Origin of the sequence: Microbacterium sp. A20, assembly GCF_004794515.1 — a bacterium.
In the GTDB taxonomy this organism is placed as follows: Bacteria; Actinomycetota; Actinomycetes; order Actinomycetales; family Microbacteriaceae; genus Microbacterium.
The window spans coordinates 14,291-27,792 of sequence record NZ_SSDF01000066.1 but is presented as its reverse complement, the minus strand read 5'-3'; the positions used below and the strand labels follow the sequence as shown (position 1 = coordinate 27,792).

Sequence of the window (13,502 nt, the reverse complement as noted above, 5' to 3'; positions counted from 1 at the left end):
CGAACTGCGAACGACGGATTCCGCGGGTCAGTAGAGCAGGATCTGGGTGGTCGTGAGGCTCGTGAACCCGCCGATCGACACCTCGACGTGGTACGAGGCTCCTCCACCGGGAGCACGCTGACGGTTCTCCTGGTCACAGGTCTCGACGCTCGAACGTGTGCGATCCCAGGCCACCGGGTCCTTGCTGGTGACCGTCGTGCCGGCGGTGAGCGTGGCGATCATGCTGCTCGGGTTCTCCTGGCAGTCCGTGGACCGCCACCAGACGTCGGCGCCGCTGGAGATCGTGAAGACCTGCGTCGTCGAGCCGACGTCGAGCGTGCAGTCCTTCGTGCCCTTGTTGGTGAGCGAGATGGAGAGCTTCGGCAGAACACCCGCCGGGTAGGTCTCCGCGTCGGTGACGGCTGTGACCTCGACGTCTTTCGCCTCGCACGCCACGATCGCCGGCGTCTGCTCCGCGGAAGGACTCGGCGACGGCGACTCCGAATCGGTCGGAGTCGTCGTGGGCGTCTCCGACGACGAGGAGGTCGGCTTCGGAGAGGCATCCGCGGCAGCCCAGGGCTTCGCGATCAGGAGCCAGATCCCGACGCCGATGGCAGCGACGAACAGAATGAGCCCCATCACCACGACCAGTCGCCGACGACGATAGACGGCAGCGGAACGACGGGGCATGGTTCCAGGTTAAGCGATCCTGCCCGTGCAGCCTGGGAGGCCGGGCGGGGGTCTGGCCGGTGCCCTCAGAGCACCTTGAGCATGCGCGTGTTGCCGAGCGTGTTCGGCTTGACGTGAGCGAGATCGAGGAACTCCTCGACACCCGCGTCGCCGCTGCGCAGCAGCTGGGAGTACACGTCGGGGTCGACGACCTGTTCGCCGATCGGTGTGAAGCCGCGGCGGCTGAAGAACTCGACCTCGAACGTGAGGCAGAACAGGCGCGACAGCCCGAGCGTGCGTGCGTTCTCCTCGAGCCGGTCGACGATGGCCCGCCCGACACCGTGGTGGAGCCAGTCGTCCTGCACGAGCAGGGTGCGCACCTCGCCGAGGTCCTCCCAGAACACATGCAGCGCGCCGCATCCGATCAGCACGCCATCGGCCTCGGCGACGACGAACTCCTGCACGGCGCCGTAGAGCACCGCCAGATCTTTGCCGAGCAGGATGCGCTGCTCGACGAGAGGCTGCAGCAGGTTGCGGATGCCGACGATGTCGGCGCTGCGCGCCGGCCGGACGATGTACTCGCTCACGCATCCACCCTAGAACCCGCGACTCCGAGCCGTTCCCAGATGCGCCCAGTTTCGGAGATCCTCCCCGCGCGACACAACTTCGGAGATCCGCGACGACACGCCGGGACCCCGCGCCGGAGGACGGCGCGGCGTGCGCGATCTCCGAAGTTGTGCCGTCCTGCGCCGGACACAGGAAAGGGGCGGATGCCGCAGCATCCGCCCCTTTCGTGATTCAGCCGGAGGTCACTCCCCGCTGGCGACCGCCAGGTCGGGGGTGCCGGCGATCGCGCCGCCGCCGGTGTTGACGCCGACCGCGACGGGGCCGCCGTCGCGCGGACCGTGCTCGAACAGGAACTCCCCGTCCTTCGCATCGACCTTCACGTGGTCACCGGAGTTGAGCTCGCCGTGCAGGATCTTCTCCGACAGACGGTCCTCGACCTCGTGCTGCATCGCGCGACGCAGCGGCCGGGCGCCGAGCGCCGGGTCGAAGCCGATCTCGATGAGACGCTCCTTGGCGGACTGCGACAGCTCGATCGTCATGTCACGGTCCAGCAGACGCTCGCCGAGACGCTTGGTGAACAGATCGACGATCTGCACCAGCTCCTCCTTGCTCAGCTGAGGGAACACGATGATGTCGTCGACGCGGTTGAGGAACTCGGGCTTGAAGTGCCGCTTGAGCTCCTCGTTCACCTTGCCCTTCATCCGGTCATAGCTCGTCGAGTCGTTGCCCTCGATCTGGAAGCCGACGGGACCACCCGCGATGTCGCGTGCACCGAGGTTGGTGGTCATGATGATGACCGTGTTCTTGAAGTCCACGATCCGACCCTGGCCGTCGGTGAGCCGACCCTCTTCGAGGATCTGCAGCAGCGAGTTGAAGATGTCGGGGTGGGCCTTCTCGATCTCGTCGAACAGCACCACGCTGAACGGCTTGCGGCGCACCTTCTCTGTGAGCTGGCCGCCCTCTTCGAATCCGACGAATCCGGGAGGGGCACCGAACAGACGCGAGACGGTGTGCTTCTCACCGAACTCGCTCATGTCGAGCGAGATGAGAGCTGCCTCGTCGTCGAACAGGAACTCGGCGAGGGCCTTGGCGAGCTCGGTCTTTCCGACACCCGTGGGGCCGGCGAAGATGAACGAGCCCGAGGGGCGCTTCGGGTCCTTGAGACCGGCACGCTGGCGACGGATCGTCTTGGAGAGGGCGGCGATCGCCTCTTCCTGACCGATGACGCGCTGGTGCAGAGCCTTTTCCATGAAGACGAGTCGGCTGGACTCCTCTTCTGTGAGCTTGAAGACGGGGATGCCGGTGGCCTGTGCGAGCACCTCGGCGATCAGGCCCTCATCGACGACCGCGGAGGTCGCGACGTCGCCCGCACGCCACTGCTTCTCGAGACGCAGACGCTCGGCGAGAAGGCTCTTCTCCTCGTCGCGGAGGGAGGCGGCCTTCTCGAAGTCCTGCTCCTCGGAGGCGATCTCCTTCTGCTCGCGCACGGCGGCGATCTTCTCGTCGAACTCGCGCAGCTCGGGCGGGCTCGACAGGATCGACAGACGCAGGCGTGCGCCGGCCTCGTCGATCAGGTCGATGGCCTTGTCCGGGAGGAACCGGTCGGAGACGTAGCGGTCGGCGAGGTTCGCCGCGGCCACGATGGCACCGTCGGTGATCTGCACCTTGTGGTGCGCCTCGTAGCGGTCGCGCAGTCCCTTGAGGATGTTGATCGCATGCGGCAGCGTCGGCTCGTTGACCTGCACCGGCTGGAAGCGGCGCTCGAGCGCGGCATCCTTCTCGAAGTGCTTGCGGTACTCGTCGAGCGTGGTCGCGCCGATCGTCTGCAGCTCACCGCGGGCGAGCAGCGGCTTCAGGATGCTGGCCGCGTCGATCGCGCCCTCGGCGGCACCCGCACCCACGAGGGTGTGGATCTCGTCGATGAAGACGATGATGTCGCCGCGCGTGCGGATCTCCTTGGTGACCTTCTTCAGGCGCTCCTCGAAGTCACCGCGGTAGCGGGAACCGGCGATGAGCGATCCGAGGTCGAGCGAGTAGAGCTGCTTGTCCTTCAGCGTCTCGGGCACATCGCCCTTGACGATCGCCTGGGCCAGGCCCTCGACGACGGCGGTCTTGCCGACGCCGGGCTCGCCGATCAGGACGGGGTTGTTCTTGGAACGGCGGGAGAGGATCTGCATGACCCGCTCCGCCTCCTTCTCGCGCCCGATCACCGGGTCGAGCTTGTTGTCGCGCGCGGCCTGGGTGAGGTTGCGACCGAACTGGTCGAGCACCGCGGAACCACCCTGGGCTCCGGCCGGCGAGTCGTTGGTCTGCGCGCCGACGGATGCCGGCTCGCGGCCAGGGGCTCCGGAGAGCAGCTGGATGACCTGCTGGCGGACCTTGTTGAGGTCGGCGCCGAGCTTGACGAGCACCTGAGCGGCGACGCCCTCGCCCTCACGGATGAGGCCGAGCAGGATGTGCTCGGTGCCGATGTAGTTGTGACCGAGCTGCAGAGCCTCGCGGAGGCTGAGCTCGAGCACCTTCTTGGCGCGCGGCGTGAACGGGATGTGCCCGGTCGGCTGCTGCTGGCCCTGGCCGATGATGTCCTGCACCTGCTCGCGCACGGCGTCGAGGGAGATGCCGAGGCTCTCGAGGGCCTTGGCGGCGACGCCTTCACCCTCGTGGATGAGGCCGAGCAGGATGTGCTCGGTCCCGATGTAGTTGTGGTTGAGCATCTTCGCCTCTTCTTGGGCGAGGACGACCACTCGACGGGCTCGGTCCGTGAATCTCTCGAACATGCTGTGACTCCTTATTCGCACGGGGCGAAGACGCGTGAAGCGCTTGTACATCGAGAGTAACCACCACGCAGGGCCGGTATGCCCGTGTTCGCCGTGGGCATACCGGGGGTTGACCGAGTTATCGACAGTCGTTATGTTAACGACAGTCGATAACAACCGAACCCCAGGAGGCAGCGATGCTCACCAGAGAAGGACGCCCCTCACTCGCCGACGGGATCGCCCTCGGACTCATCGCCACCGGCGCGGTCAGCGTCGGGATCGGCGCGATCGTCGCCGTCACCTCCGCCGCCTCCGAGATCTTCGGCGCGACGCCGACGGTGTCGATGCCCGTGCACGACGTCGACCTGACCGCGCTGGATGATGTCGCCGGTGTGAGCGCGGCGACGGTCGACACCGCACTCGTCACCGTGCCGGCCATGCCCACCGGCGCCCGCTGGATGCTGCTCCTCGAGGTGGCACTCCCGGCCCTCGCGACGGTGGCGTTGTGCGCCGGCGTCTGGTGGCTCGGAGTCTCGTTCATCCGCTCGCGCCCCTTCCGTGCATCGCTGGGCTGGATGTTCGGCGTCGCTGCATCTCTGATGATCGCCGGCTCGCTGTTCGGACAGTTCGCGGGAGGCATCGGCCGGGCCATGATCGTGCAGGACCTCGCGAACACCGACCCGCAAGTCGAGGATGTGCTGTGGACGCTCCTCCTGGAGTTCGACCTGGCGCCGGTGGGCTGGGCGTTCGCCCTCGCCCTCGTGGCCGGCCTGTTCGAGATCGGGCGCAGACTGCAGCGCGAAACGGAAGGACTCGTCTGATGCTCACCTTCGGATCGGATGAGCTCGGGCAGTCCCTGCTCTACATCGGCATCGGTCTCGGCGTGATCGCCCTGATCGTCGCGGTCGTCGTGTGGAACAGCCGCCGCCGCGGGAGCCGGACGGTCGCGCTCGATGCCGCCCTCACCCTCTCCACGTGGTGGATCCTGCTCGGGATCCTCGGTGCCGTGGTCTACATCATCAAGGCGTTCACGGTCGACTGGGCCGAGCTCGACGGGCAGACGTACGTATACCTGGACTGGCCCGCGAACCTGCCCTGCTCCGAATTCGGCGACAGCGCGACCACGATGCTCATGTGCGGCAGCGAACCGCTCTCGGAGTTCACCGTCGGGAACGCCTCGCTCGGGCTCCGGCTGCTCGCCGCGGCGGCCCAGCTGAGCACGGTGGCACTGACGACCATGCCCGCCGTGATCCTCGCGGTCATCTGCTTCCACACGCTGCGCGGGCGCGTGTTCTCGCGCACCGTCACGCGGGCTCTCGTGGGCGGTGCCATCGCGGTGCTCGTGTTCGGTGTCGCGGCCGACCTGCTGGGCGGGATCGCCGCGACCGCCGGGCTGCGCGAGGTGTTCCCGCCCGACAGCGAGTGGTACCCCTCGGCCTATCAGCTCACCGTCACCCCTCTCCCCTTCGGAGCCGCGCTCGCGCTCATCGCGCTCGCCGCCGTCTTCCGCCAGGGGACGCGGATCGAGCAGGACCGGGCTCGCCTGCAGCAGGAGACCGAGCGCCTGCAGAAGGATACGGAGGGCCTGGTGTGACCCCGGCCGAGAGCGACGACGAGCTCACCGGCATCCACTGCCGGCTCGACGAGCTGCTCGCCGACCGCGGGATGACGCTGACCGAGCTCAGCGCCACGGTGGGCGTGAGCATCGTGAACCTGTCGGTGCTGAAGAACGACCGCGCCCGCGCCATCCGCTACTCGACGCTGCGTGCGATCTGCGAGGCGCTCGACTGCTCCCCCGGCGACCTGCTGGTGCTCGCGCCGCGCTGACGGGGAACCCCGGTTCCGGTCGCAGTTCCTGCCGCTCGTGGCGCGTTCAGGCGGCAGGAAGTGCGACCGGAAGCAGGCCTGCCGGCTACACCGAGCGGATTCAGGCTCGAGCGTCATCCGGCGTCACATCCGCCCAGGGAATTCCCAGGCAGACATAGCGTTGAGCCTCAGGGCGCGCACTCGGCGCGCCGTGATTCTGGAGTCCCCACCCATGAGCACCACCGCACGCGCCCAGAAGGCGCCTGACACCCGCGGGCCGGTCCGGAAGCTGCTGACCTCGTTCGGCTTCCAGATCCTCGCTGCCCTCGTCCTCGGCATCGCCGCCGGTCTGATCGGTCGCCAGCTCGGGGCCACGGCAGAGAACCCGAACGGCCTGTCGGCCACCCTCGACACGATCGGCAGCTCGTACGTGACGCTGCTGCGCGCCGCCGTCGTCCCGTTGATCTTCACCGCGATCGTCGCGAGCATCTCGAACCTGCGCCGGGTGCAGAACGCCGCGCGCCTGGCCGGGCAGACCATCCTCTGGTTCGCGTTCACCGCCTTCATCGCCGTGATCATCGGCATCGTCCTCGGCCTCGTGATCCAGCCCGGCAGCCGCGCCGGCGAGGGCCTCGAGACCGGCGAGCCATACACCGTCGGCACCTGGTGGAACTTCCTGCTGGGCCTGATCCCGCAGAACTTCCTCGGCCTCACGGTCAGCACGTCGCCCGGCGAAGCCGACGGCACGTTCTCGTCGAGCGTCGGCTTCAACATCCTGCAGGTCATCGTGGTCGCTGCCGTCATCGGCATCGCGGCGCTCAAGGCCGGCAAGAAGGCCGAGCCCTTCCTGGTGTTCACCGAGTCGCTGCTGAAGGTCATCCAGCGCGTGCTGTGGTGGATCATCCGCATCGCCCCGCTCGGCACCTTCGGCCTCATCGGCTCGGCCGTGATCAAGTACGGCTGGGAGAAGCTCGCCTCCCTCGGCTGGTTCGCCGCCGCGGTCTACATCGGCCTCGCGCTCGTGCTGTTCGTCGTGTACCCGATCCTGGTGCGCACCAACGGCCTGTCGATCAAGCAGTACTTCTCGGGCGTCTGGCCCGCCGTGCAGCTGGCCTTCGTCAGCCGCTCCTCGATCGGCACGCTGCCCCTCACGGAGCGCGTCACCGAGCGCAACCTCGGCGTGCCCCGCTCCTACGCCTCGTTCGCCGTGCCGCTCGGCGCGACCACCAAGATGGACGGCTGCGCCGCGATCTACCCGGCCATCGCCGCGATCTTCGTCGCCCAGTTCTTCGGCATCGAGCTGAACTTCGTGCAGTACCTGCTGATCGTGATCGTCTCGGTCGTCGGCTCGGCCGCCACCGCCGGCACGACCGGCGCGGTGGTCATGCTGACGCTGACGCTGTCGACCCTGGGCCTGCCGCTCGAGGGCGTCGGCCTGCTGCTCGCGATCGACCCGATCCTCGACATGGGCCGCACCGCGGTCAATGTCGCAGGTCAGGCGCTGATCCCGACCATCGTCGCCAAGCGCGAGGGCATCCTGAACGAGGAGCTCTACAACGCTCCCCGCGAGGGCCTGCCGTTCGCCGACGACTCCGGCGACGACGACGATGCTCCCGAGGCGGATGCCATCCCCGACAAGGAGCCGGTCGGCGCGCGCTGACTTCTCCACTCGCACAGAGCGCCTCACCCCTTCGCGGGGTGAGGCGCTCTCGCGTCTCGGGGTCAGGCCCGGCCGGGCTGGCGCGTGACACCGCGGGTGTCGAGTGCGAGCTCCTCGGCATCCATCGCCGCGATGAGCTCGCGCATCACCTCTTCGTCGAGATTGCCCGCGTCTCGCTCAGCGAGGAGGATCTCGCGGCGCACCTGCAGCCATCCCTTCGTCAGGGCCACGAGGTCGTCGTAGGACGGCCGGCTCGCGGCATCCTCCACCTTCTGGGCCTCGTCGGTGTCCTTCTCGACGCGGGTCATGCGCTTGGTGAACGCATCGAAGACGCTCAGATCGACCTCGCCGTACTTCGCCTCCCACTCGCGGCGCTTCTCGGCGAGGAACTCCTTGCCGGCCTCGCGGCTCTTCGCCCTGACCTCGGCGAGCGCCTCTTCATCTTCCTTCTCATCGGCGTCGCTGGCGATGCCGAGACCGCGGATGAGCAGCGGCAGCGTGAGCCCCTGCAGAAGGAGAGTGCCGACGGTGACGATGAAGGCGACCACCACGATGGCATGCGAGGCCTCCGTGTCGAGCGTCGCGAGGTCGGCGGCAGCCACCGCGATCGCGAGGGTGACGACCCCGCGCATCCCTGCCCAGGAGATGACGGCACTGTCTTTCCAGGTGAGCTGCAGCCCGGCCATCCGTTCGCGCACGATCTGACTGCGCAGCTCGTCCGTGCTGTACTGCCGCCAGCGCCTCGACTGCTTGCGGCGCTCGTCGAACTCTCCCGACTGGATGCCGCGGTCGACGCGGGCGAGCCTTCGGCGGTCCTGGAAGTTCGCCCAGGCACTCGTCGGATAGATGTAGAGAGGTCGCACGATCAGGACCACGAGCAGGACGGCACCCGAGAGCAGCAGGATGTGCCCGACCGACTCGCTGCCGAGATCGCGCAGCACCCGCGGGAACTGCAGTCCGATGTAGGCGAACACGAAGCTCTCCAGCAGCAGGTCGGCCGAGAGCCAGAGCGGCTTCTCCTGCTGGCGCGTCGTGTAGTCGGTGCGCGGGGAGTTGTAGCCGACGTAGAGACCCATCGCGACGACGGCGAGGACCCCGGAGCCCAGCAGATGCTCGGCGATCGCGTAGGCGCCGAAGGGAGCGAGGAGCCCGAACGTGCCGATCACGACGGCATCGCTGATGCGCATCCGCAGTTGATGCAGGACGATCCCGAACACGAGGCCGATGCCGACGCCGATCGCGACCGCGAGCAGGAACTGCCCGATGCCCTCCCAGACCGAGACGGTCGCCCCGGCCAGGATCGCCGCGAACACCCGGTACAGCGTGAGCGAGGTGGCGTCGTTGATGAGGCTCTCGCCCGAGAGGACCGTCATGATGCGGCGCGGCAGACCGAGGCGGCGGCCGATCGCCGCGGCGGACACCGCGTCGGGCGGGGCGACGATCGCGCCGAGCAGCAGCGCGCCGGGAAGCGTGAGCGCGGGGAAGATCCACCAGGCCACGAAGCCGACGGCGAGGGCTGTGATGAGCACGAGCCAGATCCCGAGCCGGCGGATCTGCGGCAGGCTGCGCTTGAATCCGACGAAGGACACGTCCAGCGCGGCCGAGTACAGCAGCGGTGGCAGCACCAGGCTGAGGAGCAGGTGCCCGTCGATGTCGATGTCGGGCACGAACGGGAGGAACGATACGGCGAGCGCGACGACCGTCACGAGCAGCGGTGCCGGCCACCCTCGTGAGCGCGCGAACGCCGCCACCGCGACCGAGCCGACGAGGACGTAGAAGATACCCGCTTCCATGAGGGAAGCGTATCGCCGCCGACTTGCCGGCCCAGACCCCGGGCTGCCGCCGAAACCCCGGGCCGCGTGCAGCCACACCCCGGGGTCTCGGCGCGAAAGCGGGGTCTCGGCAGGTGGGACAAGGGGGAATGGAGGCGGCACGCCGCGCGTTGCAGGAGAGGATGTCCGATACAGCCCTCTCCGTCCTCGACCTCGTCCCGGTTCGCACCGGCCAGACCAGTGCCGAGGCCATCGCCGCCTCCCTGTCCCTCGCCGAGATCGCCGACCGGCTCGGCTACCGCCGCTACTGGTTCGCCGAGCACCACAACATGCCGTCGGTGGCATCCACCACTCCCCCGGTGCTGATCGCCGCAGCGGCCACCCGCACCTCCCGCATGCGTCTGGGCTCCGGCGGCGTGATGCTGCCGAACCACGCGCCGCTCATCGTCGCCGAGCAGTTCGCCGCGCTCGAGGCCATCGCACCCGGACGCATCGACCTGGGCCTCGGCCGCGCCCCCGGCAGCGATCCCGTCATCACCCAGCTGCTGCGCGGCTCGGGCACCACGAGCGACGTCGAGCAGTTCCCCCGCCACGTGCAGGACATCGCGGCGCTGCTCTCGGCCGAGGGCGCCGCGCTGCGGTTCACCTCGGGTGGCGAGTACACCGTGCGCGCGACGCCGGCCGCGACCGGCACCCCCGAGGTGTGGCTGCTCGGTTCGAGCGACTACTCCGCACAGCTGGCCGCGTCGCACGGTCTGCCCTACGTCTTCGCGAACCACTTCTCGGGGCAGGGCCTCGAGCGCGCGCTCGACCTGTACCGAACCGGCTACCGGCCGAGCGAGGAGCACCCGGAGCCGCGCACCTTCCTCACGGTCAACGCCGTCGCCGCGCCCACGCAGGAGGAGGCGGAGGCCCGCGCCCTGCCTCAGCTGCGCATGATGGCGCGGCTGCGCCTGAACCAGCCGCTCGCCGCTCTCGAGACCGTCGAGCAGGCGGCCGCCGCCGAGACGAACGCCGCGACCGACGAGGTCGTGCAGGCGGCGCGCTCGCGGTGGTTCGTCGGAACGGGTGAGAGTGTGTCGGCGGAGATCAACGCCTTCGCCGAACGGTACGGCGTCGACGAGGTCATGCTGTCTCCGGTCGCCGGCTCCTACGACGCCGAGCCGAACGACGCACCGACCGGCCGCGCGCAGACGCTGGAGCTCATCGCCGCCGCACTCCTCCGCTGACCTCGCACGCCTGTCAAGCCCTGGCTTTCCCGCCGGCACAGGCGTAGCGTCACCAGCAGTGCCGTCGACAGGGGCGCAGCCCCTTCGGCGATCGCACTGTCGGCAGCAGCAGAAGGAGTTCGATGATGAGCACCACCAAGACTCTCGCCCTCTGGGTCGCCTACGGCCGCAACGGCGTCGTCGGCAGCATCCGCCACGATGACACCGGTTACACGGTGACGATGGTCGGCTCCGACGAGGTGACCGGGACCTACCCGAACCTCGCTTCGGCCAAGGGCGCCCTGCACTCCCACATGGCTCCGGGCAGCGATTGGCCGCGCTTCCAGGAGCACTGAGCCGCGCCATCCGCCTGACCGTGCTGGGCGGTCGGGCGGGTGACGTCAGACGTCGGGTTCGCCGGAGAGGATGCCGCGCAGCCAGTCGCGCGCCTCGATGAAGACGTCGTCGGAGTAGCGCTCGGGATAGTGCACGATCTGCCGGTCGGCGCGCGGATACGAACCGAGGAACACCACCCGAGGGCTGAACCGACGGATGCCGAGCAGCGCATCGGCCATGCGCTCGTGCTCGATGTGGCCGTCGGCGTCGATCACGAACCGGTAGCGGCCGAGCTCGTCGCCGATCGGCCGGGACTCGATGAGCGACAGGTTGATGCCGCGGGTCGAGAACTGCTCGAGCATCTCGAGGAGCGAGCCGGGGTGGTCGTGCGGGAGTTCGACGATGAGCGAGGTCTTGTCCGCTCCGGTCGGCTCGGGCGAACGGGTCGTGCGGGTGACCAGCACGAAGCGGGTCACTGCCTGGGCGTTGTCGCCGATGCCATCCGCGAGCACGTCGACGTCGTAGTGGTTCACGATGCCGGGCGCCGCGATGGCGGCCTGAGCGGGCAGCGTGCCCTCGAGCACGCCGATCGCGGAGGCGACGTTGCTCGAAGCGGGCACGTGCGAGTGCGAGGGCAGGTGCGCGCCGAGCCAGCCGTGGCACTGGGCGTAGGCGACCGGATGCGCCGCGATCACCTCGACCTGGTCGAGCGTGGTTCCCCGCGGCGCGACGAGCACGAAGTTCACCCGCACCAGGTATTCGCCGACGATGCGGAGCCCGGGAAGCGTCGCGAGGGCGTCCTGCGTGGTGGAGACACCGCCCTCGATCGAGTTCTCGATCGCGATCATCGCGGCGTCGCTGCGGCCCTCGAGCACATCGGCCAGGGCCTCGCCCACGTTGTGCACGGAGCGCCACTGCTGACCGCGAGCCTCGGCCACCTGTTCCAGCGCCGCCTCCGTGAAGGTTCCGGCAGGGCCCAGATAGCTGTACGTACGGCGTTCAGTCACGGGTTTCACCTTATCCCTCAGCCGACAGTCCGATATGCGGATGACGTCGCGGATGCGAACCTGCCGAACAGGGGGCAGACTGAAGAGATGACCAGCCGTGCCGGCCTCCCCGCGGAGGAAAGTGACCTGATCGATGTCGACGAGCTGATCGCCGCATACTACGACCGCGCGCCGAATCCCGATGTCGCCGCCGAGCGGGTCGTGTTCGGCACCAGCGGCCACCGAGGGTCGTCGCTGTCGAACAGCTTCAACGAGAACCACATCCTCGCCACGACGCAGGCGATCGTGGACTACCGCGCAGCTCAGGGCATCACCGGCCCGCTGTTCCTCGGTCGCGACACGCATGCGCTCTCGCTCCCCGCTGAGCGCAGCGCGATCGAGGTGCTCCTCGCCAACGGCGTGGACGTGCGCGTCGACTCCCGCGACTCGTGGGTGCCGACGCCGGCGCTCAGCCACGCGATCCTGACCTACAACCGCGGACGTGCGGCGGATGACCCGGGTCGCGCCGACGGCATCGTCGTGACCCCGTCGCACAACCCTCCGCGTGACGGCGGCTTCAAGTACAACCCGCCGCACGGCGGGCCCGCCGACACGGATGCCACCGGCTGGATCGCCGACCGGGCGAATGCACTGATCGCTGCGGGGCTCGACGGCGTCAAGCTCGTGCGCTTCGCCGACGTCGACTGGGATGGACTCAACGGCTACGACTTCCGCGACGCCTACGTGCGCGACCTGCCCTCCATCATCGACATCGATGCGATCCGCAACGCCGGGGTCAGCATCGGCGCCGACCCCCTCGGCGGCGCATCCGTCGAGTACTGGTCGCTGATCGCCGAGATGCACGATCTCGACCTCACCGTCGTGAACCCCGAGGTCGACCCGACCTGGCGCTTCATGACCCTGGACTGGGACGAGAAGATCCGGATGGATCCGTCGTCGCCGTCGGCGATGGCCTCGCTGGTCGCGAAGAAGGGCTCATACGACGTCCTCACCGGCAACGACGCGGATGCCGACCGGCACGGCATCGTCACTCCGGATGCCGGGCTGATGAACCCGAACCACTACCTCGCCGTCGCGATCGACTATCTCTTCTCGCACCGGCAGGACTGGCCGCGGGATGCCGCGATCGGCAAGACCCTCGTGTCGTCGATGATCATCGACCGGGTCGCCGAGTCGCTCGGCCGGCGCCTGTTGGAGGTGCCCGTCGGGTTCAAGTGGTTCGTGCCCGGTCTGCTCGACGGCTCGGTCGCGTTCGGCGGCGAGGAGTCGGCCGGCGCGTCCTTCCTCCGCCGCGACGGCTCGGTCTGGTCGACCGACAAGGACGGCATCCTGCTGTGCCTGCTGGCCGCCGAGATCATCGCCGTCACCGGCAAGACCCCCTCGGAGCGGTACCGCGAACTGGAGGCCGCCTTCGGAGCCTCGGCCTACCAGCGCGTCGACGCTCCGGCGACGCCGGAGCAGAAGGCGACGCTCGCGAAGCTCGCTCCGGAAGCCGTGACGGCGACGACCCTCGCCGGTGAGGACATCTCGGCCAAGCTCTCGCACGCCCCCGGCAACGGTGCGGCGATCGGCGGCCTCAAGGTGCAGACCGAGCACGCCTGGTTCGCCGCCCGGCCGTCGGGCACGGAAGACGTCTACAAGCTGTACGCCGAGAGCCTGCGCGGCCCGGAGCACCTCGCCGAGGTGCAGGCCGAGGCGCGCGCTGTGGTGTCGGCCGCGCTGGGCGACTGAGGCAGCCGACG

General features: G+C 68.8%; 12 protein-coding genes. 7 read left to right on the top strand and 5 right to left on the bottom strand.

Annotation, left to right across the window (positions count from 1 at the left end; all coding sequences use genetic code 11):
- Window positions 1-27: 27 nt before the first annotated feature.
- The 3 genes from DW298_RS06225 to DW298_RS06215 form a co-directional block, all read right to left on the bottom strand.
- Complete coding sequence (locus tag DW298_RS06225; protein ID WP_136041591.1) at window positions 28-669, bottom strand: hypothetical protein; 642 nt, start codon at window positions 667-669, stop codon at window positions 28-30.
- Between the two features lie 65 nt (window positions 670-734).
- The gene (locus tag DW298_RS06220) at window positions 735-1,235 is read right to left on the bottom strand and encodes an amino-acid N-acetyltransferase (protein ID WP_029262444.1); all 501 of its coding nucleotides are present in this window, start codon (window positions 1,233-1,235) and stop codon (window positions 735-737) included.
- Between the two features lie 222 nt (window positions 1,236-1,457).
- Window positions 1,458-3,992, bottom strand: a complete 2,535-nt coding sequence (locus DW298_RS06215) for an ATP-dependent Clp protease ATP-binding subunit (RefSeq protein WP_136041590.1) — start codon at window positions 3,990-3,992, stop codon at window positions 1,458-1,460.
- Window positions 3,993-4,168: 176 nt separating this feature from the next.
- Between DW298_RS06215 and DW298_RS06210 the strand changes: the two genes are divergently transcribed.
- The 4 genes from DW298_RS06210 (at window position 4,169) to DW298_RS06195 (ending at window position 7,437) form a co-directional block, all read left to right on the top strand.
- Window positions 4,169-4,792: a hypothetical protein gene (locus DW298_RS06210; protein ID WP_136041589.1), complete on the top strand. Its 624-nt coding sequence runs from the start codon at window positions 4,169-4,171 to the stop codon at window positions 4,790-4,792.
- Window positions 4,792-5,565 carry a hypothetical protein gene (locus DW298_RS06205; protein WP_136041588.1) on the top strand — a complete coding sequence of 258 codons (774 nt, stop codon included), beginning with the start codon at window positions 4,792-4,794 and terminating at the stop codon, window positions 5,563-5,565. Before DW298_RS06210 ends, DW298_RS06205 begins: the two co-directional genes overlap by 1 nt.
- The gene (locus tag DW298_RS06200; protein ID WP_136041587.1) at window positions 5,562-5,798 is read left to right on the top strand and encodes a helix-turn-helix transcriptional regulator; all 237 of its coding nucleotides are present in this window, start codon (window positions 5,562-5,564) and stop codon (window positions 5,796-5,798) included. The genes DW298_RS06205 and DW298_RS06200 overlap by 4 nt, the downstream gene beginning before the upstream one ends.
- A 211-nt stretch (window positions 5,799-6,009) precedes the next feature.
- The gene (locus tag DW298_RS06195) at window positions 6,010-7,437 is read left to right on the top strand and encodes a dicarboxylate/amino acid:cation symporter (protein WP_205820276.1); all 1,428 of its coding nucleotides are present in this window, start codon (window positions 6,010-6,012) and stop codon (window positions 7,435-7,437) included.
- 62 nt (window positions 7,438-7,499) lie between these two features.
- Here DW298_RS06195 and DW298_RS06190 read toward each other — a convergent pair whose 3' ends face one another.
- Window positions 7,500-9,230: a sodium:proton antiporter gene (locus DW298_RS06190; RefSeq protein ID WP_136041586.1), complete on the bottom strand. Its 1,731-nt coding sequence runs from the start codon at window positions 9,228-9,230 to the stop codon at window positions 7,500-7,502.
- Between the two features lie 161 nt (window positions 9,231-9,391).
- Here DW298_RS06190 and DW298_RS06185 point away from each other — a divergent pair, with 161 nt between their 5' ends.
- A complete protein-coding gene (locus DW298_RS06185) occupies window positions 9,392-10,438 on the top strand; it encodes an LLM class flavin-dependent oxidoreductase (RefSeq protein WP_136041585.1) in 1,047 nt (348 codons plus the stop codon).
- 125 nt (window positions 10,439-10,563) lie between these two features.
- Complete coding sequence (locus DW298_RS06180) at window positions 10,564-10,773, top strand: methyltransferase (RefSeq protein ID WP_136041584.1); 210 nt, start codon at window positions 10,564-10,566, stop codon at window positions 10,771-10,773.
- Between the two features lie 45 nt (window positions 10,774-10,818).
- On the opposite strand, the gene pheA is transcribed toward DW298_RS06180, so the two are convergent.
- Complete coding sequence (gene pheA, locus DW298_RS06175; RefSeq protein ID WP_205820274.1) at window positions 10,819-11,769, bottom strand: prephenate dehydratase; 951 nt, start codon at window positions 11,767-11,769, stop codon at window positions 10,819-10,821.
- 78 nt (window positions 11,770-11,847) lie between these two features.
- Between pheA and pgm the strand changes: the two genes are divergently transcribed.
- Complete coding sequence (gene pgm / locus DW298_RS06170) at window positions 11,848-13,491, top strand: phosphoglucomutase (alpha-D-glucose-1,6-bisphosphate-dependent) (RefSeq protein ID WP_136041583.1); 1,644 nt, start codon at window positions 11,848-11,850, stop codon at window positions 13,489-13,491.
- Window positions 13,492-13,502: the final 11 nt, after the last annotated feature.

Coding starts and splice junctions, on each gene's coding strand:
- DW298_RS06225 (WP_136041591.1), bottom strand. CDS start 669: ATGCCCCGTCGTTCCGCTGCCGTCTATCGTCGTCGGCGACTGGTCGTG.
- DW298_RS06215 (WP_136041590.1), bottom strand. CDS start 3,992: ATGTTCGAGAGATTCACGGACCGAGCCCGTCGAGTGGTCGTCCTCGCC.
- DW298_RS06210 (WP_136041589.1), top strand. CDS start 4,169: ATGCTCACCAGAGAAGGACGCCCCTCACTCGCCGACGGGATCGCCCTC.
- DW298_RS06205 (WP_136041588.1), top strand. CDS start 4,792: ATGCTCACCTTCGGATCGGATGAGCTCGGGCAGTCCCTGCTCTACATC.
- DW298_RS06195 (WP_205820276.1), top strand. CDS start 6,010: ATGAGCACCACCGCACGCGCCCAGAAGGCGCCTGACACCCGCGGGCCG.
- DW298_RS06190 (WP_136041586.1), bottom strand. CDS start 9,230: ATGGAAGCGGGTATCTTCTACGTCCTCGTCGGCTCGGTCGCGGTGGCG.
- DW298_RS06185 (WP_136041585.1), top strand. CDS start 9,392: ATGTCCGATACAGCCCTCTCCGTCCTCGACCTCGTCCCGGTTCGCACC.
- DW298_RS06180 (WP_136041584.1), top strand. CDS start 10,564: ATGAGCACCACCAAGACTCTCGCCCTCTGGGTCGCCTACGGCCGCAAC.
- pgm (WP_136041583.1), top strand. CDS start 11,848: ATGACCAGCCGTGCCGGCCTCCCCGCGGAGGAAAGTGACCTGATCGAT.